We start from the raw sequence: 21,781 nt of genomic DNA on the forward strand, positions 1-21,781 counted from the left end.
CGGCCTTGGTTGCAGGCGCAAAGAAACGTGCCGGAGCCAGGGCCTGGGGGCGCTGGCAGGTGTACAAAGCAAAAAACCCCGCAGGGCGGGGCTTTTGCATTCGCAGACGGAGTTGGCGCTCCCTAGGGGACTCGAACCCCTGTTTTAGCCTTGAGAGGGCCACGTCCTAACCACTAGACGAAGGGAGCGTTTGGTCGCGTCTGGCGAGCGCGCTAGTATATGCATCTGGTTGCCGCTCGGCAATCCCGAAAACCCAACTGGAAGCGCCAACATCAATTCCATAGTTACAACGCCGTTCACCGTCCGCGTGATCCCGCGCGACCAGCACACCATCTCACGCCGGGATATCAGTCCCAATGCGCTGCGGGTGCTCTACCGTCTGCGCGAATCCGGCTTCGGCGCCTATCTTGTCGGTGGCGCGGTGCGCGACCTGTTGGTAGGTGGACGCCCCAAGGACTTCGACGTGGCCACCGACGCCACCCCGGAACAGGTCAAGCAGCTGTTCCGCAATTGCCGCCTGATCGGCCGCCGCTTCCGCCTCGCCCACGTGGTGTTTGGCCGCGAGATCATTGAAGTAGCCACGTTCCGCGCCAACAGCGATGACGGTAGCGGCGACCGCGAGGTCGAAAACGGCATGCTGGTCCGCGACAACGTCTACGGCACCATCGAGGACGACGCGGTCCGCCGCGACTTCACCTGCAACGCCTTGTATTACGCCATCGAGGATTTCTCGGTGCGCGACTACACCGGCGGCTTCGAGGACGTGCTGGAGCGCCGGATGAAGCTGATCGGCGATCCGGAGCAGCGGTACCGCGAAGACCCGGTGCGCATGCTGCGCGCGGTGCGACTGGCGGCCAAGCTCAACTTCGAGATCGACGCGGCCACCGCCGAGCCGATCCCGCGCCTGGCGTCATTGCTGGGCGAGGCCGCGCCGGCCCGCCTGTTCGAGGAAGTGCTCAAGCTGTTCCTGTCCGGGCATGGCGTGGCCAGCTTTGAAGGCCTGGAGCGCTACGGTCTGCTGGCGGTACTGTTCCCGGAAAGTGCTGCCGCGCTGAAGAGCAACCGCACCGGAGCGCTGCGCCGCATCCTGATCGAAGGCCTGCGCAATACCGATGAGCGTGTCGCCAATGAGGAGCCGGTGTCGCCGGCCTTCCTGTTCGCGCTGCTGCTGTGGCCGGCGTTCTGCCGCGCCCTGATCGGCCTGCAGAAGCAGGGCCTGGCGCCAGAAGAGGCGCAACGCCGTGCCGCCGACCGGGTGACCCTGCATCAGCTGAGCACGATTGCGCTGCCGCGCCGCTTCTCGCTGCCAATGCAGGAGATCTGGCTGCTGCAGTCGCGCTTCAGTACCCGCCAGCGCAAGCGCGTGCTGCGCACCCTGAGCCATCCGCGTTTCCGCGCGGCCTTCGATTTCCTGGCCCTGCGCCAGGCGGCTTCCAGCGAGCATCAGGAAGACATCGCGTTCTGGCGCGCGGCCCAGGCCGAGGCCGGGCACGAACTGGGCGCTGGGCTGGACTCGGTGCATACCGATGGCGAGGCGGAGGGGGGCACGGCACCGCGCCGTCGCCGCCGTCGTCGTCGTCCTGGTGGTGGCAGCGCGACTGCAAGCGAGTAAGCAGCGATGGTTGTAGTGTGCATCGGGCTGGGCGCGAACCTTGGGGACGCGCCCGCCACCCTGCGTTCGGCAATTGGCGTGCTGGCACAGCTGCCGGGCGTGCAGCTGCTGGCCAGCTCGCGCCTGTACCGCACGCCGGCCTGGGGCAACGAGGCGCAGCCGGACTTCATCAATGCAGCCGTAGCGCTGCAGACCGATCTGCCGGCGCCGCAGCTGCTGGAGCAGTTGCTGGCCATCGAGCAGCAGTTCGGGCGGGTACGCGTGCCGGGCCAGCATTGGGGGCCGCGGCTGTTGGACCTGGACCTGCTGCTTTACGGCGAGCAGGTGATCGACCTGCCGCAGCTGCAGGTGCCGCATCCCTTCCTGCACCAGCGCGCTTTCGCCCTGTTGCCGCTGGCCGATGTGGCGCCAGAGGCCCTGATTCCGGGCCATGGAACAGTGCGGGACGTATTGGTAGGCATCAATACCTGCGGTATCGACCCGATAGGGGGATAATGGTCGGCTCATAAGCCACCGTTATGACCACATGAGCACACACGCAGATAGCAAGCCCTGGACCGTCCCCGCATTGGCCGAGGCCAAGCGCAATGGCCAGAAGCTGGTCATGTTGACCGCTTACGACGCCGGCTTTGCCCGTGCCTTCGACGCCAATGGCGTTGACCTGATCCTGGTCGGCGATTCGCTGGGCATGGTGGTGCAGGGGCATGATTCGACGCTGCCGGTCAGCGTTGACGACATGGTCTACCACACCCGCGCGGTAGCGGGCGTAATGGAGCGCGCGCTGCTGGTCTCGGACCTGCCGTTCGGCGCAGACGCCACCGCCGAGCGCGCGCTGGATGCCTCGCTGAAGCTGCTGCAGGCTGGCGCGGAGATGGTCAAGATCGAAGGTGCCGGCTTCAAGCTGGACATCATCCGTCACCTGGTCGAGCGCGAAATCCCGGTCTGCTCACACCTCGGCCTGACCCCGCAGTCGGTATTGCGCCTGGGCGGTTATCGCGTGCAGGGCCGTGGCGATGCTGCCAAACAGTTGCTCGACGATGCCAAGGCAGTGGCCGAGGCCGGTGCCAGCCTGCTGGTGCTGGAATGCGTGCCGACCCCGATTGCCGGCCGCGTCACTGCCGAAATCACGATTCCCACCATTGGTATTGGTGCTGGTCCCGATTGCGACGGACAGGTGCTGGTGCTGCATGACTTCCTTGGTCTGGACAGTGGTCACCGACGTCCCAAGTTCGTCAAGGATTTCCTTGCCGAAGGCGGTTCGGTGGCTGGTGCCGTCCGTGCCTATGCCGACGCCGTGCGCGCCGGTATCTTCCCCGACGCAGAGCACGCCTACGCATCATGATCGAAACCGTTACCGAACTTTCCCGGCTGCGCGCCATTGTCAGCGGCTGGAAGCGGGAGGGCCTGCGCGTTGCGCTGGTGCCGACCATGGGCAACCTGCATGCCGGCCACTACTCGTTGGTGAAGCTGGCGCGTGAGCACGCTGACCGGGTGGTTTCCAGTGTCTTCGTCAACCCGACCCAGTTCGGCCCGAACGAGGATTTCACCCGCTACCCGCGCACGCCCGAGGCGGATACCAGTGGCCTGGAGCAGGCTGGCTGTGACGTGCTTTGGCTGCCCACGGTCGAATCCATGTACCCGTTTGGCGTGGACCTGGCTGCCAAGGTCCATGTGCCGGGCGTGAGCTCGTTGCTGGAAGGTGCGCACCGTCCCGGCCATTTCGACGGCGTGTGCACGGTGGTGAGTCGCCTGTTCAACCAGGTGCAGCCGGATGTGGCGGCGTTCGGGCGCAAGGATTACCAGCAGCTGGCGGTGATCCAGCAGATGGTGGTGGATCTGGCATTCCCGATCCAGATCGTCGGTGGTGAGATCGTGCGCGAGGACGATGGCCTGGCGATGAGCTCGCGCAACCAGTACCTGACGCCCGATGTGCGGCCGCAGGCCACGCTGATCCGCAAGGTGCTGCTGGCCGCGCGTGACGCCTATCTGGGGGGCGCCGAGCGTGCCGTGGTAGAGCAGGAGGCTGCGTCACAGCTTCAGGCCGCCGGCTACCTGGTGGATTACGCAGTGGTGCGCATGCCCGACCTGAGCGAGCCGGGCGCCAGCCATGAGGGCGCACGGGTGGCGCTGGTGGCGGCCAAGCTGGGTACGACCCGCCTGATCGACAACATCGAGTTCTGAACAGGGCAACCGGCGGACTTCCCCTGTCCGTCAGCAAGCTCCTGAATGACAGCCAATGGCGCCCTTGTGGCGCCATTGCTGTATGTGGGCAAACGCTGCGGCAAAGGTAATGTTGCGGTGCGGGCAAGGGCCCGTGCCGGTGCTAGACTGCGCCCTTTCTCACGCAGTTTCGGCATTGTCATGCAACTCTCCCTGCTCAAGACCAAGATTCACCGCGCCACTGTCACCCATTCGGAGCTGAACTACGAAGGCTCCATCGCGATCGACGACAACCTGCTGCAGGCCACCGGCATCCGCGAGTTCGAACAGGTGCACATCTGGGACGTGACCAACGGTGCCCGTTTCACCACCTATGCACTGCGGGCTGAAGCTGGCAGCGGCGTGATCTCGCTCAACGGCGGCGCAGCGCGCCACGTGCAGGTGGGCGACATCATCATCATCGCCGCCTTCGCCGGCATGAGCGAAGAAGAAGCCAGCACCTTCAAGCCCAAGCTGGTCTACGTTGACGGCGACAACCGCATTTCCCACACCAATGACAGCATCCCCACACAGGCCGCATGATCACCAACAACGGATTCGACGTTTTGCACGCCCACGCCCAGCGTCTGCAGGGCACCGGCATTCCCTCGCTGATGGCCGCAGAGCCTGACCGGGTGCAGCGCCTGGCGCTGAAAGTCGGTCCGTTGTATGTGAACTTCGCGCGGCAGAAATACGACCGCGCAGCCCTGGATGCCTTGTTGGAACTGGCCGCCGCGCGCGATGTCGCCGGCGGTTTCCAGCGCCTGTTCGCTGGCCAGAAAATCAACCACACCGAAGATCGCGCGGTGCTGCACAGCGCGCTGCGCGGTGATGCCAGCGAGGCGCCGGTTGCGGTGGCTGCGCGCGCTGAAGCGGTGGCGGTGCAGGCGCAGATGGGGGGCCTGATCAAGGCGCTGGAAGCGAGCAACGTCACCGATATCGTCAGTGTCGGCATCGGTGGTTCGGATCTGGGCCCGCGTCTGGTTGCCGATGCTTTGCGTCCGGCATCCGGCGCGCGTTTCCGCGTGCATTTCGTCTCCAACGTCGACGGCGCGGCAATGCAGCGCACCCTGGCGACGCTGGACCCGGCGACCACTGCCGGCATCCTGATTTCCAAGACCTTCGGCACCCAGGAAACCCTGCTCAACGGCCGCATCCTGTGCGACTGGCTGGGCGGTAGCGAGCGCCTGTACGCCGTCAGTGCCAACCCGGAGCGAGCCGCCAAGGCCTTCGACATCGCCGCCGAGCGCGTGCTGCCGATGTGGGATTGGGTAGGCGGCCGCTACTCGTTGTGGTCGGCGGTGGGATTCCCGATTGCGTTGGCAATTGGTTTCGAGCGCTTCGGGCAGTTGCTCGAAGGCGCGGCGCAGATGGATGCGCACGCGGCCAGTGCGCCGTTGGCCAGCAACCTGCCGGTGCTGCATGCGCTGACCGATATCTGGAATCGCAATGTGCTGGGTTATGCCACGCATGCGGTGATGACCTATGACCAGCGCATGGCTTTGTTGCCGGCCTACCTGCAGCAGCTGGTGATGGAGAGCCTGGGCAAGCGGGTCAAACGCGACGGCAGCCCGGTCGATGGCGACACCGTGTCCGTGTGGTGGGGTGGCGCAGGTACCGACGTGCAGCACAGCTTCTTCCAGGCGCTGCACCAGGGCACCAGCATCGTGCCGGCCGATTTCATCGGCTGCGTGCACAATGACGATCCCTATGAAATCAACCATCAGGCCTTGCTGGCCAACCTGCTGGCGCAGACCGAAGCGCTGGCCAACGGTCAGGACAGCGAAGACCCGCACCGCCAGTATCCGGGCGGTCGCCCGAGCACGATGATCCTGCTGGATGCACTGACTCCGCAATCGCTGGGCGCGCTGATCGCCATGTACGAACATGCGGTGTACGTGCAATCGCTGGTCTGGGACATCAATGCCTTCGACCAGTTTGGTGTTGAACTGGGCAAGCAGCTGGCCAGCCAGTTGTTGCCGGCGTTGCAGGGCGAGGTGGTGGAAATCGCCGACCCGATGACCCGGGAGCTGTTGGCGCGCTTGCGCTGATAGCGGATCATCGTTTGCAACAAAAAAAGCCGCGCAGAGATGCGCGGCTTTTTTTGCTCCCTCCCTTTGCCGAAGGCAAGGGGAGGGTTGGGGAGGGGTAGCTTTTCGCTGCTTGAGCGAACGTCAAAAGCTGCCCTCACCCCAACCCCTCTCCCGTAAACGGGAGAGGGGCTTTGAGCATTGCTCCGTCAGCGGTTCGGGTCCCGCTCCGGGCTTGGTCGCTTGGTCAGCTTGCGCTGCAGTGAGCGACGATGCATGCCAAGTAAGCGCGCCGCTGCGGACACATTGCCGCCCGTCTCGTGCAGCGCCTGCTGGATGTGCTCCCACTGCAGGCGGCTGATCGGCGTCATCGCATCCGGCGGTTCAATATCCTCCGGCTCCTCGCCGGCCTCGTCCTCCTCGCCAAGTGCGCGCAGGATCATCTGCACCGTTGCCGGCTTGGGCAGATAGTCATCCGCGCCCAGTTTGATCGCTTCCACCGCGGTCGCGATGGATGCATAGCCGGTAACCAGCAGGATGCGCATGTCCTGTCGCAACTCGCGCAACGGCTGGATCAGGTTCAGGCCGGATTCGCTGCCCAGCTTCAGGTCGATCAGCGCGAATGCTGGCGCTGTCTGCATGGCCAGCTGCAGGGCGCTGGAGATGTCGGTGGCGGTGATTGCTTCGATGCCACGACGGGCCAGGGTGCGCTGCAGTGTGCGCAGGTAAAGCGGGTCGTCATCGACCAGCAGGCCGTGGGTGGCTGGAGCATTCATGGACTTACCTCGATGTTGTTCAACGGCAGGCGAAAGCCGACGCGTGCTCCCTGGCCTTCGGCCGGACGCATCCACAATTCGCCGTGCAGACGCTCAATGGTGGCATGCGACAGCGCCAGACCGACACCCATGCCGTTGCTTTTTCCGCTGCTGAACAAGGTCCCCGGCAGGGCGGCGTCGTTGGCATTGAAGCCGGGCCCGTAATCGCGCACCTCGCCGTAAAGCTGGCCCTCGTGGATGCGGATATCCAGGTCGATCTGCGCACGTCCTGCGTGTTCGCCGGCGTCGGCGGCATTGTTCAGCAGTACCTGCAGCAGGTGGCCGATGCCCGGGTCCAGCTTCAGCTGCAGCGGCGCGTCGGGGTTGCGCCGCAGTTGGATGGTCGGGCGAACCAATCGCCATTGTTCGAGCACGCTGGCGATGGATACCGGCGCGCGACTGCCAGCACCTTCGGCGGGGGCTGCCAATGCCAGTACTTTTTCCCGGCACTGCACCAGCAGCTCGCGCAGGGTTTCCAGGTCATCGCGCATTTCCGGAGTGGCGGCACCTTGCTCGACGATGTCATCGGTAAGCAGGGTCATGGTCGCCAGCGGCGTGTTGAGCTCGTGGGCGACGGAGGCCGCGTGCGTGGCCAGGGCAACGATGCCTTCATTGCGGACGAAGCGTTCGCGCAACATCGCCAACTGGCTCTCGCGCTCGCGCAAGGCCGCGGCCAGGCGGGTCGAGAACACCAGTACCACCACGCTGGACAACAGGAAGTTGGCTGCCGCCCCCCACAGGTGCAGGCTCATCGTGTCGAAGTAGCCGCCCTGCAGTGGCAGGCCGAATACCGCACTCAGCGCATAACCACCGACGCAGGCGGCGGCCACCGCATGCGTCCAGCGCAGCGGCAGCGCCAGCGCGGCCAGTGCGATCAGGATCAGGAACAGCGAGCCGAAGGGATTGGCGATGCCGCCGCTCCAGCCCACCATCCAGGTCAGTACCGTGACATCGACCAGGATGTGGCCGAAGGCGGTGACGGGCGCTGGATCGGTGTCATGCACGCGCAGCTGCACGTACAGGTTGAACAAAGCCAATACGGCGACGCCGGCCCATAGCGGCTCCTGCGGCAGTTCCAGCCCTAGCAGCCAGGTGGCTACCAGGATGGTGGCGGCCTGGCCGGCGGTGGCCAGCCAGCGCAGGCTGCACAGCGTGCGCAGAAAAGAGGTGTCTCGGGTTTCCATGGCGTAATCGTATGCTGTCGCGGCGGCTGCCATGCAATCCAAGGTTCATGCCGTGGGGGCGGCTGGCGCGCTAAAATGGGCCATGCATGACGCCGTGACCCGCCCAACACCGCCCACCGACGCTACCTCGTGGCCCCGCCGCATCACCCAGTCCGTTGCCATTGGCGGCGTCAAGGTGGGTGGCGGCAATCCCGTGGTGGTGCAGTCGATGACCAATACCGATACCGCCGATGTGGCTGCCAGCGTCAAGCAGGTGGCCGAGCTCTGGCGCGCAGGCTCGGAGATGGTGCGACTGACCGTCAACAACCCCGAGTCGGCCGCGGCGATTCCGCGCATCGTCGAGAAGTTGGCGATGATGGGCATCGACGTGCCGTTGATCGGTGACTTCCATTACAACGGCCACCAGCTGCTGACCGGCGAGCCAGCCTGCGCCGAGGCGCTGGCCAAGTACCGCATCAATCCGGGCAATGTCGGCTTCGGCAAGAAGAAGGACACCCAGTTCGCGCAGTTGATCGAGTTCGCCATCAAGTACAACAAGCCGGTGCGCATTGGCGCCAACTGGGGCTCGTTGGACCAGGCGCTTGCCGCCAAGCTGATGGACGAGAACAGCCAGCGTGCACAGCCTTGGGATGCCGGCCGCGTGTTGCGCGAGGCCTTGATCCGTTCGGCGCTGGATTCGGCCGAGACCGCGGTTGAACTGGGCCTGCCGCGCGACCGTATCGTGCTGTCGGCCAAGGTCAGCGGCGTGCAGGAACTGATTGCCGTGTATCGCGACCTGGCGCAGCGCTCGGACTTCGCTCTGCACCTGGGCCTGACCGAGGCCGGCATCGGCAGCAAGGGCATCGTTGCCTCCTCGGCAGCGCTTGCGGTGCTGTTGCAGGAAGGTATTGGCGACACCATCCGTATCTCGTTGACACCGGATCCCGGCCAGTCGCGCACGCAGGAAGTCATCGTCGCCCAGGAGCTGCTGCAGACCACCGGCCAGCGCGCTTTCACGCCGATGGTTACTGCCTGCCCGGGCTGCGGCCGGACCACCTCCGAGTTCTTCCAGGAGCTGGCCAAGGTGGTGCAGAACCACGTGCGCGAGAAGATGCCGGTGTGGCGCGTCAGCCATCCCGGCGCGGAGAACATGACGTTGGCTGTGATGGGTTGCATCGTCAACGGCCCGGGTGAGTCGCGTCACGCCAATATCGGCATTTCGCTGCCGGGTACCGGCGAAACCCCTGCCGCGCCGGTGTTCGTCGACGGCGAGAAGAAGGTCACCCTGCGCGGTGAAAACATCGCCCACGAGTTTGTCGCCTTGATTGATGACTACGTCGAGACCCGGTATGCCCGAAGCTCCGGTTGATTCCCGGAGCGAAGCTGCCGGTCTGCGCCGCTGGCTCGCCCACAATGCGTGGCGGCTGCTGGTGTTGTTCATCGGCGTGCTGCTGCCGTTGGCGGGTTTCGTGGCCTTGGCCGACGAGATCCATGAGGCCGAGGCCTTCCATTTCGATGCTGCGCTGCTGTTGCGCATGCATGCAATGGCGACGCCGGGCCTGAACGGCTTCTTCGTGCTGATGTCCAAGCTCGGCTACCAGTGGGGCGTCATTCCCCTGGATATCCTGATCGTGGTGGCGCTGCTGTTGCGGCGGCATTGGCGCAAGGCCGCATTTGCGGCGACGGCCTTCATCGGTTCTGCGCTGTTGAACCTGGGCAGCAAGCAGATCTTCCAACGTGAACGGCCGAGCCTGTGGGAGTCTATCGCCCCGGAAAGCACGTTCAGCTTCCCCAGCGGGCACGCGATGGGCTCGATGACCTTGGGGCTGACCCTGGTGTTCTTGACCTGGCGCACGCGCTGGCGATGGCCGGTGGTAGCGCTGGTCAGTGGTTTTGTCGTCTCGGTGGGCTTGTCCCGGGTCTACCTGGGGGTGCATTACCCCTCGGACATTCTTGGTGGCTGGTGTGCCGCAATGATCTGGGTGACAGGGGTCTATACGGTGATGTTCCGCCGCCGCTGGTCGCTCCCGACGCCGTGAGGCGCATTGCAATCGGGATTGTCGAAGAGGTAAGAGAAGTCCTAAGTCATTGGACGAATTGACCTGATGGATACAGTATTGGCTGCAACGGCATAGTGAGCTCGCCAGCCGCAGGCGCATAAACCGCATCATCCTGATGCTCAAAACTACAGATACATTTCCTGCGAGCGGGTGTCCGATAGAGCCCAGTTGGGCCACTTCTGCTTGATAATACACATGGCCTTGCCATGAGGGACGGGGGAGGGCCGTCGCCTCGCATGCTCGGATTTTGCCGCGCCCAAGGCTTCAACCGTCACCTCGCCGCGAGGAATCCTTCATGACCATCAGCGTTTTTCTTATCGATGACCACGCGCTAGTGCGCACGGGCATTCGGATGATTCTTTCGGGGCAAACCGGGATTGAAGTCATCGGTGAAGCGGACAGCGGAGATGTCGCGCTGCCGCAGATTCGCCGTCTGAAACCAGACGTCGTGCTTTGTGATCTGCACCTGCCGGGCCTGAGTGGCCTGGAGATCACCGAGCGCATCGTCAAGGGTGACCACGGCACCAAGGTAATCATCGTCTCCGTGCTGGAAGACGGGCCGATGCCCAAGCGCTTGCTGGAGGCGGGAGCGTCCGGCTACGTGGGCAAGGGCGGTGACTCGAAAGAGCTGATCCGCGCTGTGCATGACGTTGCCATCGGCAAGCGTTACCTGGCCACCAGCATTGCGCAGAACCTTGCGCTGTCCAATCTGGAAGGCGGCGCATCGCCGTTCGACCTGCTCTCGCCGCGTGAACTGGAAGTGGCCTTGCTGCTGATCCAGGGGCACCGCCAGGAAGAAATCGCGCGTCGTCTGAGCCTCAGCGCAAAGACGGTGAATACCCATAAAGCGCGCCTGTTCCAGAAGCTGGGCGTGCAGGACAACATTGCTCTGGCCCGGTTGGCCGCTCAGTACGGTGTTGGTGATCCGACCAAGGCGATTTGAGCCGAGAGCACTTCTTGCAGGCATCGTTCTGCGGAACAGCGCCCTTCGAATGCAGTCGAATCAAAAAGAGCACAGCGATAGCGCTGTGCTCTTTTTGTTTGAGCGCGCGATATTCGCATGTCAATTGTCCAGTCTGAAAATGGCTTGGCGACTATCTGTTTGTGGGAACGGTGTGAACCGCGAAGCTGGCATTACTGAAGCGGCAGACGACTGTCCCATCTGATGATCTGCTTGCTTCGCGGCTTACGCCGCTCCTACAGCGGGGGGGGGGGACCTTCGTCGCTGTGATTGCATGGCCTAGAAACGCAGAAGGCGGCCCTGAGGCCGCCTTCCGCTTTCAAGCTTGCTGGACGAATCAGACGCTACGCGGCTGGTCGTCTTCCTGCTTCTCGGCCTCGGCATCTGCCTCTGCTGCGACGCTTTCCGCGTCTACGGCAGGAGCGACAACGACGGGCGTCGGTGCGACCGCAGCAGCTGGCGCAGCGGGCTCAACGACCGGCTTTTCAGCAGTTTCTTCAACAACCGGGGCCTGGGCGAACAGCTGCCCGTTTTCCGGTGCTGCAGGCTGTGCAACCACCACCGCGGCCGGTTCCGGCTGCGGGACGCTGACCGGCGCTGGTGCTGCGTTGACCGGTTCAGCAGCGGCGACTGGCGCGATTGGCGCGGCGGCGACTTCTGCCGGTGCGCTGACAGTTACCGGGGCAGCGACAGGCGCTTCCACGGTGGCGACCACCGGTGCTGCGACGACAGCTTCAGCGACGGTTTCCACCGGAGCGCTGATCGCCTGCTCGGCCTTGACGACTACCGGCTCAGCGGCAGCTGCCACTTCGACCGGAGCGACTGGAGCCGGTGCGCTTGCTGCGACAACGGCCTCAGCGACCGGGGCCTCGGCAATCGGTGCCGAGGCAGCTGCTTCGACAGCAGCGACAGGTGCTGCAGCAACAACAGCTGCGGCGGCCTGCACGGGTGCTGCAACAACCGGCTTGGCTGCTGCTACCGGAGCGGACACCGGTGCGGCCGGGGTTGCGGGCTCGTCATCGAACTCGAACTCGGGCTGGCTGCTGGCGGGCTTGGCCTGGGCTTCATTGACTTCGCCATCGGCGTCATCAAAACCGTCCAGACCGTCCTCGTCACCGCCCTGGTTCTCACCACTGGCGGCACCTTCACCGTTACCACGACGACGGCGACGGCCACCGCGGCGACCGCGACGACGACGACCACCGGCTTCGCCGGCACCGTCTTCGGCTGCTGCAACCGGGTTGCCGTTTTCGTCCAGGATCACAGCCACTGCCGGCTGCTCCTCGGACACGACCGCCGGCTTGGCGACCTCGGCTGCAATGGTGTTTTCCTTCACCGCGGCATCGGTGTTGGCAACGGCTTCGTTGGCAACAACAGCAGCTGCGGCGACCGGTGCTGCGACGGCCGGTGCAGTTGCGCGCGTGGCTTCCGGCTGTGCCTGCTGCTGGCGTGCGGGCTTCTCACCCTGCGCGTTCTGCTGCTGCGCCTGCTTGTCGGTGTCCTGCTGTGGCTTGGGCTGCTTCGGCTGCTTGGGCTGCTTGGCCTGCTGCTGCTCGTTGTTGCGCTGCTGCTTGGGCTGCTGCTGAGCCTGCTCGCCGCGCTGCTGCTCGTTGTTGCGCTGCTTCGGTTGCTGCTGGGCGTTGTTCTGCGCCTGCTGCTGGCCCTGCTGCTGCGGCTTGTCGGCGTTCTGGCGGCGATCTTCGCGGCGCTGCTCGTCACGGCGGTTGCCGTTGGCGTTGCCGCCAGCATTGCCATTGCCACCGCGACCCTGCTGGCCGTTGCGACCGTCACGGCGCTGGTTGCCGCGATCGTTGCGGTTGTTGCGACCGTTGTCCTGGCGCTGCTGCGGCTGGGCCGGCTGTGCTGCCGGTGCCGGCTCGCCGCCGAACACGCGCTTGAGCCAACCCATCACGCCGCCAGCGGCGGGGGCGACAGGTGCGGCAACCGGTGCCGGAGCCGGCGCGGCTTCGACGACTTCACGGATCGGCGCAGGCTGGCTGTGCTTGACGTGGGTTACGGCCGGTGCCGGGATGTTCAGCTGTGCCTTGGTCAGTGCATGCACCGGCAGCTTGCGCGGGGTGCCACGCTGGTAGCTGGGCTTGCTCGACTCTTCACCCAGCTCGTTGTCGCGCAGGCGCGTGACTTCGTAATGCGGGGTGTGCAGCTGCTCATCGGCAACGATGACGATGGGCGCGTCATGGCGCTGCTCGATTTCACGCAGGGCGCTGCGCTTCTCGTTGAGCAGGTAGTTGGCGATCTCGACCGGGGCCTGGACCAGCACCTGTCCGGTGTTCTCCTTCATCGCATGCTCTTCGGCAACGCGGATGATGGAGAGCGACAGCGACTCGATGCTGCGCATGCGGCCTTGGCCGTCGCAACGCGGGCAGACGATCTGGCTGGATTCGCCCAGGCTCGGACGCAGGCGCTGGCGGCTCATTTCCATCAGGCCGAAGCGCGAGATGCGGCCCAGCTGGACGCGGGCACGGTCGTACTTCAGCGCATTCTGCAGGCGGTTCTCGACTTCGCGCTGGTGCTTGCTGGAGGACATGTCGATGAAATCGATGACCACCAGGCCGCCCAGGTCGCGCAGGCGCAGCTGGCGGGCGACTTCTTCGGCCGCTTCCAGATTGGTCTGGAAGGCGGTGTCTTCGATGTCGCTGCCCTTGGTGGAGCGGGCCGAGTTGACGTCGACGGCGGTCAGTGCTTCGGTCTGGTCAACCACGATTGAGCCGCCGGACGGCAGGCGCACGTTGCGCTCGTAGATCGCCTCGATCTGCGATTCGATCTGGAAGCGGTTGAACAGCGGGATGTCGTCTTTGTAATGCTTGAGCTTGCGCAGGGTCTGCGGCATCACCTGCTGCATGAAGTCGCGTGCGGTCTCGTACAGTTCCTCGGTGTCGACCAGGATCTCGCCGACGTCCGAGCGCAGGTAGTCACGCAGGGCACGCACGATCAGGCGCGATTCCTGGTAGATCAGGAACGGGGCCGGCTTGGTCAGTGCGGCTTCGGCGATCGAGCGCCATACCTGCAACAGGTAGTCCAGATCCCACTGCAGCTCTTCGGCATCGCGGCCGACGCCGGCGGTGCGGATGATCACGCCCATGTCTTCGGGGATGTTCAGCTTGTCCAGCGCTTCCTTCAGGGCGGCGCGGTCTTCACCCTCGATGCGACGGGATACGCCGCCGGCAGAGGGGGAGTTGGGCATCAGCACCATGTAACGGCCGGCCAACGAGATGAAGGTGGTCAGGGCGGCGCCCTTGTTGCCACGCTCTTCCTTGTCGACCTGTACGACGATTTCCTGGCCTTCGCGCAGGAGTTCCTTGATGCTGGCCTTGTGGTGGTCCACGCCGGCCTGGAAGTAATCGCGGGAGATTTCCTTCAGCGGCAGGAAGCCGTGGCGGTCACCGCCGTACTCGACAAAGGCAGCCTCGAGCGATGGCTCGAGACGGGTGATACGTCCCTTGTAGATGTTGGACTTCTTTTGTTCCTTCGACGGCTGTTCGATGTCGATGTCGTACAGGTTTTGCCCGTCGACGATGGCCACGCGCAGTTCTTCAGCCTGCGTGGCATTGATCAGCATTCGCTTCATTGTGCGTTCCTCGCGCGCTGCTACCGCGCGGAACGCCATGGGGTTTCGCCTCTGGACACGGTTCGCCGCCCATTCGCGCAGGCGCGGGCAGGGCGGCTTGGGTTTCCAGCGCTACGACACCACGGCAGGCCGCGGGAGCGCTTCTTTCTTGTTTTAGGTGTTTCAGGGCCGGCGGCCGCCCGCGGCCGTGGCCGTTGGCGTCGCGCGGGACATGGGTTTCGTCCAGCTCGGATGCTTTTTGGCATCCGGCGATGGCCGGGAACGCCGACGAGCCGCTAACATGGCCGCCCCGGGGGCGGTGGCCGCGCACTGTGCCGGATTCGTAGGGAGCGGGGCTTCTGGCCCTGACCAACTTCCAACGAAATCAAACCCTTATATCGCCCCCCGAGTGTAGCAGAATAAATAGGCCGATGACTGATTCCGACAAGCCCCAAGCACCACCTGCCGCCAAGAGCAGCGTGCGCATGATCAAAGTGCCCGAAGACAGGGCAGGACAGCGACTGGACAACTTCTTGTTGGGTCAGCTGAAGGGCGCGCCGCGCAGTTTGGTCTATAAGCTGGTCCGCAGCGGCCAGGTTCGAGTGAATGGTGGCCGTGCCAAGGCCGATCGCAAGCTGGATGGCGGTGAAGAAGTACGTATCCCGCCGGTCAATCTCAATGAGCTGGGAGACAAGGCGCCGCCGCCGAGCAGCTTCCTGCAGCGCATGGAAGAGGCCATCGTCTTCGAGGACGCCAAGCTGTTGGTGATCAACAAGCCGACCGGCGTGGCCAGTCACGGTGGCAGCGGTATCAGCCACGGTGCGATCGAGACCATGCGCGCGCTACGGCCGAACATGAACCTGGAGCTGGTGCACCGGCTCGATCGGGACACTTCCGGCTTGCTGATTCTCGCCAAGAAGCGTTCGGCCCTGGTCGAGCTGCAGGCCTTGCTGCGTGAAGACCACGGTGGCATCCAGAAGCGCTACCTGACCTTGCTGGCTGGGCGCATGCCCGATGGCGTGATGAGTGTGGACGCACCGTTGCATGTTGGCCTGCGCCAGGGCGGTGAGCGCCACGTTCAGGTGAATGCGATCGGCAAGCCGTCGCTGAGTCATTTCAAGGTGTTGGAGCGGCGCGGTGGGCAATCCTACTGCGAAGTCCGGATCGAAACCGGCCGTACCCACCAGATCCGTGTGCATGCCCAGCACATCGGCCATCCGGTGGCAGGTGACGACAAATACGGCGATCCTGCAGTCAACAAGCGCTTTCGTGAGCAGATCGGGCTGAAACGCCTGTTCCTGCACGCGGCCTCGCTGGAGTTTGCGCTGGATGGTGGCAAGACACCTTATGTATTGAATGCGCCATTGCCGCCGGATCTGGTCGAGGCAATGAACAGGCTTTGAGGCCTTGGAGTCGGGTTGGGGCCGCCAGTGCGGTGGTTCCCCATGGTCTGACAGGTGTCTGTAGGAACGGCGTCAGCCGCGAAGCCACAGATCAGTCAGGCCGCGAACATGCTGGCAATTTCAGCAATGCCGGCTTCGCGGCTGACGCCGCTCCTGCAAGAGGCTTTGTTCAGGCCCAGCTGGATTGCCGCCGGCCGGGGCCTCCTACCACTTGAACAGCACAAGACTCACCGCGATCGTGGCCATGCCGATCACCAGTCCGTAAACGGTCTCGTGGCCCTTGGCGTAACGCTTGGCTGCCGGTAGCAGTTCGTCCAGGGCCAGGAACACCATGATGCCGGAGATCAGGCCGAACACCGCACCGAAGGTGGCATGGGACAACGAGCCGGCCAGGGCGTAGTAGCCGATGGCGGCACCAACCGGCTCGGCCAGCCCCGACAGCAGGCTGGCGAAAACCGCATAGGACTTGCGCCCGGTGGCGAAGTACACCGGTACCGCGATGGCGATACCTTCGGGGATGTTGTGGATGGCAATGGCGAAGGCCAATGGCAGGCCGACCGAGGGGCTTTCGAGGGTGGCGAAGAAGGTCGCCAGGCCTTCCGGGAAGTTGTGGGCGGTGATCGCCACCGCGCTGAGCAGGCCGACCCGGCGGATGTTGCTGCGGCTCTTTTCCTTGAAGGCAGGGTCCTGCTTGTCCAGGGTTTCGTGTGGGTTGGGCACGAAATGGTCGATCAACACCACCAGCAGTACGCCGCCCAGGAACCAGAGCGTGCCGTAGGTGAAGCCGAGGCGCTCGCCGTATGCCAGCGCAAACGAGGCCACGGACTTGTTCAGGATCTCCGACAGCGACACATAGACCATCGCGCCGCCGGCAAAGGCCAGGCCAAAGGCCAGCAGGCGCGGGTTGGGGCGTTTGGAGAACACCACCATCAGGCTGCCGACGGTGGTGGCCAGGCCGGCGGCCAGGGTCAGCCCGAAGGCCATCCATAGATTTTCGGGGGTAACTGGATGCATCAGTCGTGATCAGCCGCCACGACGCGCGCGTTCTTCGATGGCAAAGCACTCATTCGGCTTCGGGTCCGGCGGGTTGAAGCTGACCGGTACCTGGATGGTGGTAGGCACCGGCTGGCCGTTGCGGGTGGCCGGGTTGAACTTCCATTCGCGCACGCGGCGCGCGGCGGAGTCGTCCAGCTGGCTGTTGCCGCTGCTGGTGACCAGCGAGACCTCGGTAGGCGTGCCCTGCGGGCCAACCACCACGCGCAGCACGCTCTTGCCGCCAACGCCGGTGCAGGCCAACTCGGCTGGGTAGTCCGGCGGCGGGGTCTGAACGGCGGCCACTTCGGTCGGGGCGACGGTTGGCGCGGCCGGTTGGTCGGAGGAGTTACAGGCGCTCAGTGCAGCAACGGTGCCCAATGCAGCGAACAGCAGACGCAGTTTCATGTCATTGCTCCGTTAGTGCGGATGCCTTGGCGGCACAGATGAAGTCGTTTTCGCTCAGCCCACCCACATCGTGGGTCGAAAAGCGCACAACGGCGCGGTCATAGTGCACGCCCAGGTCAGGGTGGTGGTCTTCGCGGTGCGCAACCCAGGCCAGCGCGTTCACGAACGCCATGGTGCCGTGGTAGTTGTCGAAGCGGAATGTACGGGTCAGGGCCTGGCCGTTCTCGGCCAGCTCCCAGCCCGGAACCTGCGGCAGCAGCTCGGCGACGCGGGCCTGGCCGAGACGATATTCGCTGCCCCGGCGCGGGCTGCAGTGCGCTTGTGCCAGCGGGATGAGATCAGGGGCCATGCAAACCTCCATAACAGGTGACTGAACTGTGCCGCCGTTGGAATCACTGTCCCATCGGTGGCAACCAAGACACGGCTAGAATACCCGCATGATCCAGATCTCAGATACCGCCCAAACGCATTTCCGCAAGTTGATCGAACGTGAGGCCGTGCCCGGAATGGGCGTGCGGCTGAGCGCGATGGACCCCGGAACCCCCACCGCCGATGCGCGCCTCGAGTTTGCCGAGCCGGCTGACCTGCTCGGTGATGAGTGGGCCGTGGACTGCGATGGCTTCACTTTGTACGTCGCCGCCACCAGCGTGGCGTGGTTGGACGGCGCCGAGATCGATTTCGTCACCCAGGCGGCCGGCACCCAGCAGCTGACCATCAAGGCGCCCAAGATCAAGGGCGAAGCACCCGGTGATGCAGCGTCCATCGTCGAGCGTGTGCGCTGGGTGATCGAAAACGAAATCAACCCGCAGCTGGCTTCGCATGGCGGCCGCGTCGCGGTGCAGGAAGTGTCGGCTGACGGCGTGGTACTGCTGCGATTCGGTGGTGGCTGCCACGGCTGCGGCATGGCCGATGTGACCTTGAAGCAGGGGATCGAGAAGACCTTGATGGGCCGGGTGCCGGGCATCACCGCCGTGCGCGACGCCACCGACCACGAAACCGGTCAGGCGCCGTATATCCCGCGCGACGGCGCGGGCTGAGCCGCTACCACGCATGCCGGTGACATCGGTTACCGAGCTGATCAATCTGCTGGCCGCGCGCCGGCAGACCAGCATCCTGCACGATCGCCGCACCGGCATGCCGTACAGCTGGAGCAACTGGCTGCGTACGCGCGTGTCCAAGGGGCTGTCGGCGTTTGTTGATGTTGATGCTGCCGGGGTCATGGCCGCGCGAACGCCACGGCCGCGCGACGCCGCGGCTGCACCGCTGCCCTTGTGGCGGATCATCGTGCTGCTGTTCTGGAATGGTGGCGATCCGCCGCCGCGCGACCAGCGTGGTCTGCGCTGGTTCGCCGGCTTCTTCAGTGCTGGCCTGCACGTGCTGTTTGCCTTGCTGCTGCTGTGGGTCGCGCTGGTGCGCAGCAACGTGCCGGAACAGAACGCCGAGGAAGGCGAGCGTGTGCAGGTGGAATTCATTGGCGACGGTACCGCCCAGGATGAAGGCGGTGGTGCACCGGATGCCGAGGCTGGTGCGGCGGGCGCTGCTGCTGCGGAGCCGGCTGCAGGCGCTGCGCCGACACCGGCTTCTTTGCCCGCCGCAAGCGCAGCCGCTGCGTCCATCGAGCAGCAGGCTGAGCAACCCCCTGCGGCGCAAGCGATGCAGGAAGTTCCGGCGCTGCCGGAGCCGGTAACGTCCGAGCCCGCGCCGCCTGTCGAACAGCCTCTGCAGGTCACCGAGACAACTCGACCAACCACCGATTTCATCGTGCCCCCGGTCGCGGTGGCGGCGCCGACACTTCGCACGCGGGAAACCCAGGTGCGGGAGCGTACTGTCGAAACTGCGGTTGATCGCCCGCAACCAACACCTTCCGTGCGCCAGCCCACCGAGATCGCCGTGCAGCTGCGGCCCTCCCAGGTGCAGGTGCGAGAGCGCCAGATCGAAGTCGCTGAGCAACAATCGGTCACGCTTCCTCAGGCACGCGTGCGCGAGGCGCAGGTGCAGGTGCGCACGCCGCAATTGGGTGTGCGTGAGCGCCAGATCGAAACTGTGCCGCAGGAATCGGTAGCGATGGCCGCGTTGCCCACGCGCGATGCCGAAGTGCAGGTGAGGACGCCGACAACGGCGGTGCGTGAGCGCTCGGTGGCAGGCGTGCCGGACAAACCGGCTACATCGGCTTCGACTGCCCCCGCTGCAGCGCAGGCATCAGCCAGTACGGCGCAGGCCAGCGCCTCGACGAACGCGGCGCCGGCCGCAGGGCAGGCTGCGGCAGCCAATCCGAGTCCACGTCCGGGTACAAGCCCGGGCGCTGGACCAAAACCTGTCGACCGCAGCGGAGGTTGGGCTGCACCGACGCGTGGCGATGATTGGGGTGCTTCCCAGCGTCAGGTTGCCGGCAGCGCTGGCGGTCAGGCTGAAAAGGGGGCAGGGCTGTTCAACGCCGATGGCAGCGTAAAACTGGGCGGCAATGAGGGTCAGTCTCAGGACGCGGCCAAACGCGGCGCGCCCGGTGGCGATACCGATACCTGGAGCCGTGAGCGCATCGCCGAATCCGGCACCTGGCTCAAGCGCCCGCCCTATGGTTTCACGCCGACTTCGTTCGACAAATACTGGGCGCCCAATGAGTCCTTGTTGGCCGAATGGGTGCGCAGGGGCATCAAGAGCGTGGAGATTCCGATCCCCGGTTCCAACAGCAAGATTTCCTGCGTGGTGTCGATGCTGCAGTTCGGAGGCGGCTGTGGCCTGACCAACCCGAACATGCAGGAGCAACCCGCGGAAGCGCGGCCGCCGCCGGATATCCCGTTCAAGAAAGAACTGCAGGAAGATAACGGCAGTCGCTGAGTGTCCAGCGGCGCGCCGCATGCCGCGTTGGTTCTTGTAGGAGCGGCGTAAGCCGCGAAGCTCGTACCGGATCAGATGCCGCATTTGCCTGCGGTTTCGGCAATGTCAGCTTCGCGGCTTACGCCGCTCCCACATACAGAGTCATAAGCACGGCTGCCGCCGATCATCCCGTTCAACAAAGAAGTGCTGGAAGACAAAAGCAACCGTTTAGGGTGGGCTATCTGAGCAGCTCAGGTCCGCAGGAATGTCAGCTGCCCATGACGAAGAATGTGAAGCCGGAGTTCGGTATGCGCTCGCTGTCGGCGCTGACCTCTACGATCTCCTCGAAGAAAACCCGGGCGTCCTCGTTGCGTAGTTCTGCAGGAATCTGCAGTACATCTTCGTTTCGAAGCAAGTCCAGAACCCGAGCTTCTGCTTCATCTGGGGTTGCTGCTTCCACGAAGCGGGTTGCATAGAAGCCAACGGGCGAGGGTTTGCCCAGCAGGGCACCCGGGAAGTTCTCGCCGCAGATCAAACATCGATAAAGTGGCATGCGTGATCAGGTATCCGTTGTGGGAGCGGTGTAAGCCGCGGTGCAGATGGCGCCTCAGGTGGCACAAAAGAGTGGTGCTCCATCAGTGTCAGCTTCGCGGCTTACGCCGCTCCCACAAACAGTGCGAAGCGTATTGAGAACAAAGCCGCCCGAGGGCGGCTTTGTTGTGTCAGTGCGGGGCCCCGATGGTGGACCTCAATCCACGCCGTGCAGGTCGCGCAGTTGGCTGGGCCTGCTGCCGAAGTAGGCGGCGAGGTCGGCGATGTCCTGATCGCTCAGGTTCTGGGCCTGCGGGGTCATCAGCATGTGGTCGCGGGTGCCGCCACGGTAAGCCTGCAGGGCATGGGCGAGGTAATCGCCATATTGACCGCCCAGCTTGGGGTAGGTCGGGTCGATCGGATTGTTGCCGTCGGCGCCGTGGCAGTCGATGCAGCTCTGCCCGGTCGCCTTGCCTTTGGCATTGGCCAGCTGCTCACCGGCAGCAATGCGCCCTTGCGGTAAACCGGCGGAGGAACGGGAACCATGTTCACCACTGGCGTGGCCCGGATCGGCGGCGGATTTGCCGGACGATTCGACCTCGGACTGCGAACAGGCAGCCAAGGAACAGGCAGCGAACAAGACGATGGCGAGACGCGTTGCGTGCGTGGCTTTCGACATGAGCGATGCTTATTTGATGGTGGACAGGTAAGCAGACAGGTCCGCGATGTCCTGCGGGCTGAAGCTCATCGACTGCGCCTGCATGGTGGGATGCTTGCGCTTGCCTTCGCGGTACTCGGTCAGGGCCTGGGTGAGGTATTGCGCTGACTGGCCGCCGATCTTCGGCACGCGATAACTCGGGTAGGCGTTCTTGTAGCCGGTGATGCCGTGGCAGCCCTGGCAGGTGTAAGCCAAGGTGCGTCCGGCGTCGGCATTGCCGCTGCTGGCCGGCGCGGGAGCGGCGGCGGGCGCAGGGGCGGGAGACACGGCGGGTGTAGCAGACTGCGTATCAGCGTGGGCGGCCCCGGAAAGCAGGGCAAAAGCCAGAGCGAAACAAGCGGCGAGCGGCTGCGAGCGCATGGTTTCCTTGTCCGGTGAGCGGGTCTGTTGTTCCGCCGTGGGGACACGGAACGGGCCGAGTATAGCCCGCGTATTTACCCGTTCGGAACAGGCGCTTGGATGCTGCA

Annotated in this window: 21 protein-coding genes and 1 tRNA gene; 12 read left to right on the plus strand and 10 right to left on the minus strand. The window is 64.6% G+C overall.

Going from position 1 to position 21,781, the window contains the following annotated elements; translation table 11 throughout:
- Nucleotides 1-113 precede the first annotated feature (113 nt).
- A tRNA-Glu gene (locus Q5Z11_RS09125) sits at nt 114-188 on the minus strand.
- Nucleotides 189-229: 41 nt separating this feature from the next.
- Between Q5Z11_RS09125 and pcnB the strand changes: the two genes are divergently transcribed.
- The 6 genes from pcnB to pgi all read left to right on the plus strand — a co-directional run bounded on the left by pcnB (nt 230) and on the right by pgi (nt 5,862).
- On the plus strand, nt 230-1,612 hold the full coding sequence (gene pcnB, locus Q5Z11_RS09130) for a polynucleotide adenylyltransferase PcnB (protein WP_303749688.1): 1,383 nt from the start codon (nt 230-232) through the stop codon (nt 1,610-1,612).
- A 6-nt stretch (nt 1,613-1,618) separates the two neighbouring features.
- The gene (folK, locus tag Q5Z11_RS09135) at nt 1,619-2,107 is read left to right on the plus strand and encodes a 2-amino-4-hydroxy-6-hydroxymethyldihydropteridine diphosphokinase (protein WP_303749689.1); all 489 of its coding nucleotides are present in this window, start codon (nt 1,619-1,621) and stop codon (nt 2,105-2,107) included.
- Nucleotides 2,108-2,138: 31 nt separating this feature from the next.
- Nucleotides 2,139-2,954: a 3-methyl-2-oxobutanoate hydroxymethyltransferase gene (gene panB, locus Q5Z11_RS09140; protein WP_303749690.1), complete on the plus strand. Its 816-nt coding sequence runs from the start codon at nt 2,139-2,141 to the stop codon at nt 2,952-2,954.
- Nucleotides 2,951-3,793, plus strand: coding sequence for a pantoate--beta-alanine ligase (gene panC, locus Q5Z11_RS09145; RefSeq protein ID WP_303749691.1), 843 nt, complete (start codon nt 2,951-2,953; stop codon nt 3,791-3,793). Before panB ends, panC begins: the two co-directional genes overlap by 4 nt.
- 180 nt (nt 3,794-3,973) lie before the next feature.
- On the plus strand, nt 3,974-4,354 hold the full coding sequence (panD, locus tag Q5Z11_RS09150; RefSeq protein WP_282268181.1) for an aspartate 1-decarboxylase: 381 nt from the start codon (nt 3,974-3,976) through the stop codon (nt 4,352-4,354).
- Nucleotides 4,351-5,862 carry a glucose-6-phosphate isomerase gene (pgi, locus tag Q5Z11_RS09155; RefSeq protein WP_303749692.1) on the plus strand — a complete coding sequence of 504 codons (1,512 nt, stop codon included), beginning with the start codon at nt 4,351-4,353 and terminating at the stop codon, nt 5,860-5,862. The genes panD and pgi overlap by 4 nt, the downstream gene beginning before the upstream one ends.
- A gap of 188 nt (nt 5,863-6,050) precedes the next feature.
- Here the strand turns inward: pgi and Q5Z11_RS09160 are convergent, their stop codons facing one another.
- The gene (locus Q5Z11_RS09160) at nt 6,051-6,617 is read right to left on the minus strand and encodes a response regulator transcription factor (RefSeq protein WP_303749693.1); all 567 of its coding nucleotides are present in this window, start codon (nt 6,615-6,617) and stop codon (nt 6,051-6,053) included.
- Entirely contained in the window at nt 6,614-7,840 is a 1,227-nt protein-coding gene (locus tag Q5Z11_RS09165; RefSeq protein ID WP_303749694.1) for an ATP-binding protein, read from the minus strand. Before Q5Z11_RS09165 ends, Q5Z11_RS09160 begins: the two co-directional genes overlap by 4 nt.
- 82 nt (nt 7,841-7,922) lie before the next feature.
- Here Q5Z11_RS09165 and ispG point away from each other — a divergent pair, with 82 nt between their 5' ends.
- The 3 genes from ispG (at nt 7,923) to Q5Z11_RS09180 (ending at nt 10,822) form a co-directional block, all read left to right on the plus strand.
- The gene (ispG, locus tag Q5Z11_RS09170) at nt 7,923-9,188 is read left to right on the plus strand and encodes a flavodoxin-dependent (E)-4-hydroxy-3-methylbut-2-enyl-diphosphate synthase (protein ID WP_303749695.1); all 1,266 of its coding nucleotides are present in this window, start codon (nt 7,923-7,925) and stop codon (nt 9,186-9,188) included.
- Nucleotides 9,169-9,858, plus strand: coding sequence for a phosphatase PAP2 family protein (locus tag Q5Z11_RS09175; protein ID WP_303749696.1), 690 nt, complete (start codon nt 9,169-9,171; stop codon nt 9,856-9,858). Before ispG ends, Q5Z11_RS09175 begins: the two co-directional genes overlap by 20 nt.
- A 316-nt stretch (nt 9,859-10,174) precedes the next feature.
- Complete coding sequence (locus tag Q5Z11_RS09180; protein ID WP_303749697.1) at nt 10,175-10,822, plus strand: response regulator; 648 nt, start codon at nt 10,175-10,177, stop codon at nt 10,820-10,822.
- 355 nt (nt 10,823-11,177) lie between these two features.
- Here the strand turns inward: Q5Z11_RS09180 and Q5Z11_RS09185 are convergent, their stop codons facing one another.
- On the minus strand, nt 11,178-14,429 hold the full coding sequence (locus Q5Z11_RS09185) for an Rne/Rng family ribonuclease (RefSeq protein ID WP_303749698.1): 3,252 nt from the start codon (nt 14,427-14,429) through the stop codon (nt 11,178-11,180).
- 410 nt (nt 14,430-14,839) lie between these two features.
- On the opposite strand from Q5Z11_RS09185, the gene Q5Z11_RS09190 reads away from it, so the two are divergent.
- Nucleotides 14,840-15,811 (plus strand): RluA family pseudouridine synthase, encoded by a 972-nt coding sequence (locus Q5Z11_RS09190; protein WP_303749699.1) that lies wholly within the window; start codon nt 14,840-14,842, stop codon nt 15,809-15,811.
- A 204-nt stretch (nt 15,812-16,015) separates the two neighbouring features.
- Here the strand turns inward: Q5Z11_RS09190 and zupT are convergent, their stop codons facing one another.
- Genes zupT through Q5Z11_RS09205 form a run of 3 tightly spaced genes read right to left on the minus strand, consistent with a single transcriptional unit; the run spans nt 16,016 to nt 17,600 of the window.
- Nucleotides 16,016-16,825 carry a zinc transporter ZupT gene (gene zupT / locus Q5Z11_RS09195; protein WP_282273017.1) on the minus strand — a complete coding sequence of 270 codons (810 nt, stop codon included), beginning with the start codon at nt 16,823-16,825 and terminating at the stop codon, nt 16,016-16,018.
- Between the two features lie 9 nt (nt 16,826-16,834).
- A complete protein-coding gene (locus tag Q5Z11_RS09200; RefSeq protein WP_296252265.1) occupies nt 16,835-17,251 on the minus strand; it encodes an energy transducer TonB in 417 nt (138 codons plus the stop codon).
- Between the two features lies 1 nt (nt 17,252).
- Nucleotides 17,253-17,600 carry a 4a-hydroxytetrahydrobiopterin dehydratase gene (locus Q5Z11_RS09205; RefSeq protein WP_282273013.1) on the minus strand — a complete coding sequence of 116 codons (348 nt, stop codon included), beginning with the start codon at nt 17,598-17,600 and terminating at the stop codon, nt 17,253-17,255.
- An 88-nt stretch (nt 17,601-17,688) separates the two neighbouring features.
- On the opposite strand from Q5Z11_RS09205, the gene Q5Z11_RS09210 reads away from it, so the two are divergent.
- Together Q5Z11_RS09210 and Q5Z11_RS09215 are read left to right on the plus strand one after the other, a co-directional pair.
- The gene (locus Q5Z11_RS09210) at nt 17,689-18,288 is read left to right on the plus strand and encodes an NfuA family Fe-S biogenesis protein (protein ID WP_303749700.1); all 600 of its coding nucleotides are present in this window, start codon (nt 17,689-17,691) and stop codon (nt 18,286-18,288) included.
- A gap of 13 nt (nt 18,289-18,301) precedes the next feature.
- Entirely contained in the window at nt 18,302-20,086 is a 1,785-nt protein-coding gene (locus Q5Z11_RS09215; protein WP_303749701.1) for a hypothetical protein, read from the plus strand.
- A gap of 247 nt (nt 20,087-20,333) precedes the next feature.
- Here the strand turns inward: Q5Z11_RS09215 and Q5Z11_RS09220 are convergent, their stop codons facing one another.
- From Q5Z11_RS09220 to Q5Z11_RS09230, 3 genes are all read right to left on the minus strand, one after another.
- Complete coding sequence (locus Q5Z11_RS09220) at nt 20,334-20,525, minus strand: hypothetical protein (RefSeq protein ID WP_303749702.1); 192 nt, start codon at nt 20,523-20,525, stop codon at nt 20,334-20,336.
- A 288-nt stretch (nt 20,526-20,813) separates the two neighbouring features.
- On the minus strand, nt 20,814-21,275 hold the full coding sequence (locus tag Q5Z11_RS09225) for a c-type cytochrome (RefSeq protein ID WP_303749703.1): 462 nt from the start codon (nt 21,273-21,275) through the stop codon (nt 20,814-20,816).
- A 9-nt stretch (nt 21,276-21,284) separates the two neighbouring features.
- Nucleotides 21,285-21,674: a c-type cytochrome gene (locus Q5Z11_RS09230; RefSeq protein WP_303749704.1), complete on the minus strand. Its 390-nt coding sequence runs from the start codon at nt 21,672-21,674 to the stop codon at nt 21,285-21,287.
- Nucleotides 21,675-21,781 lie beyond the last annotated feature (107 nt).

Origin of the sequence: Stenotrophomonas sp. 610A2 (assembly GCF_030549615.1) — a bacterium.
In the GTDB taxonomy this organism is placed as follows: domain Bacteria; phylum Pseudomonadota; class Gammaproteobacteria; order Xanthomonadales; family Xanthomonadaceae; genus Stenotrophomonas; species Stenotrophomonas pigmentata.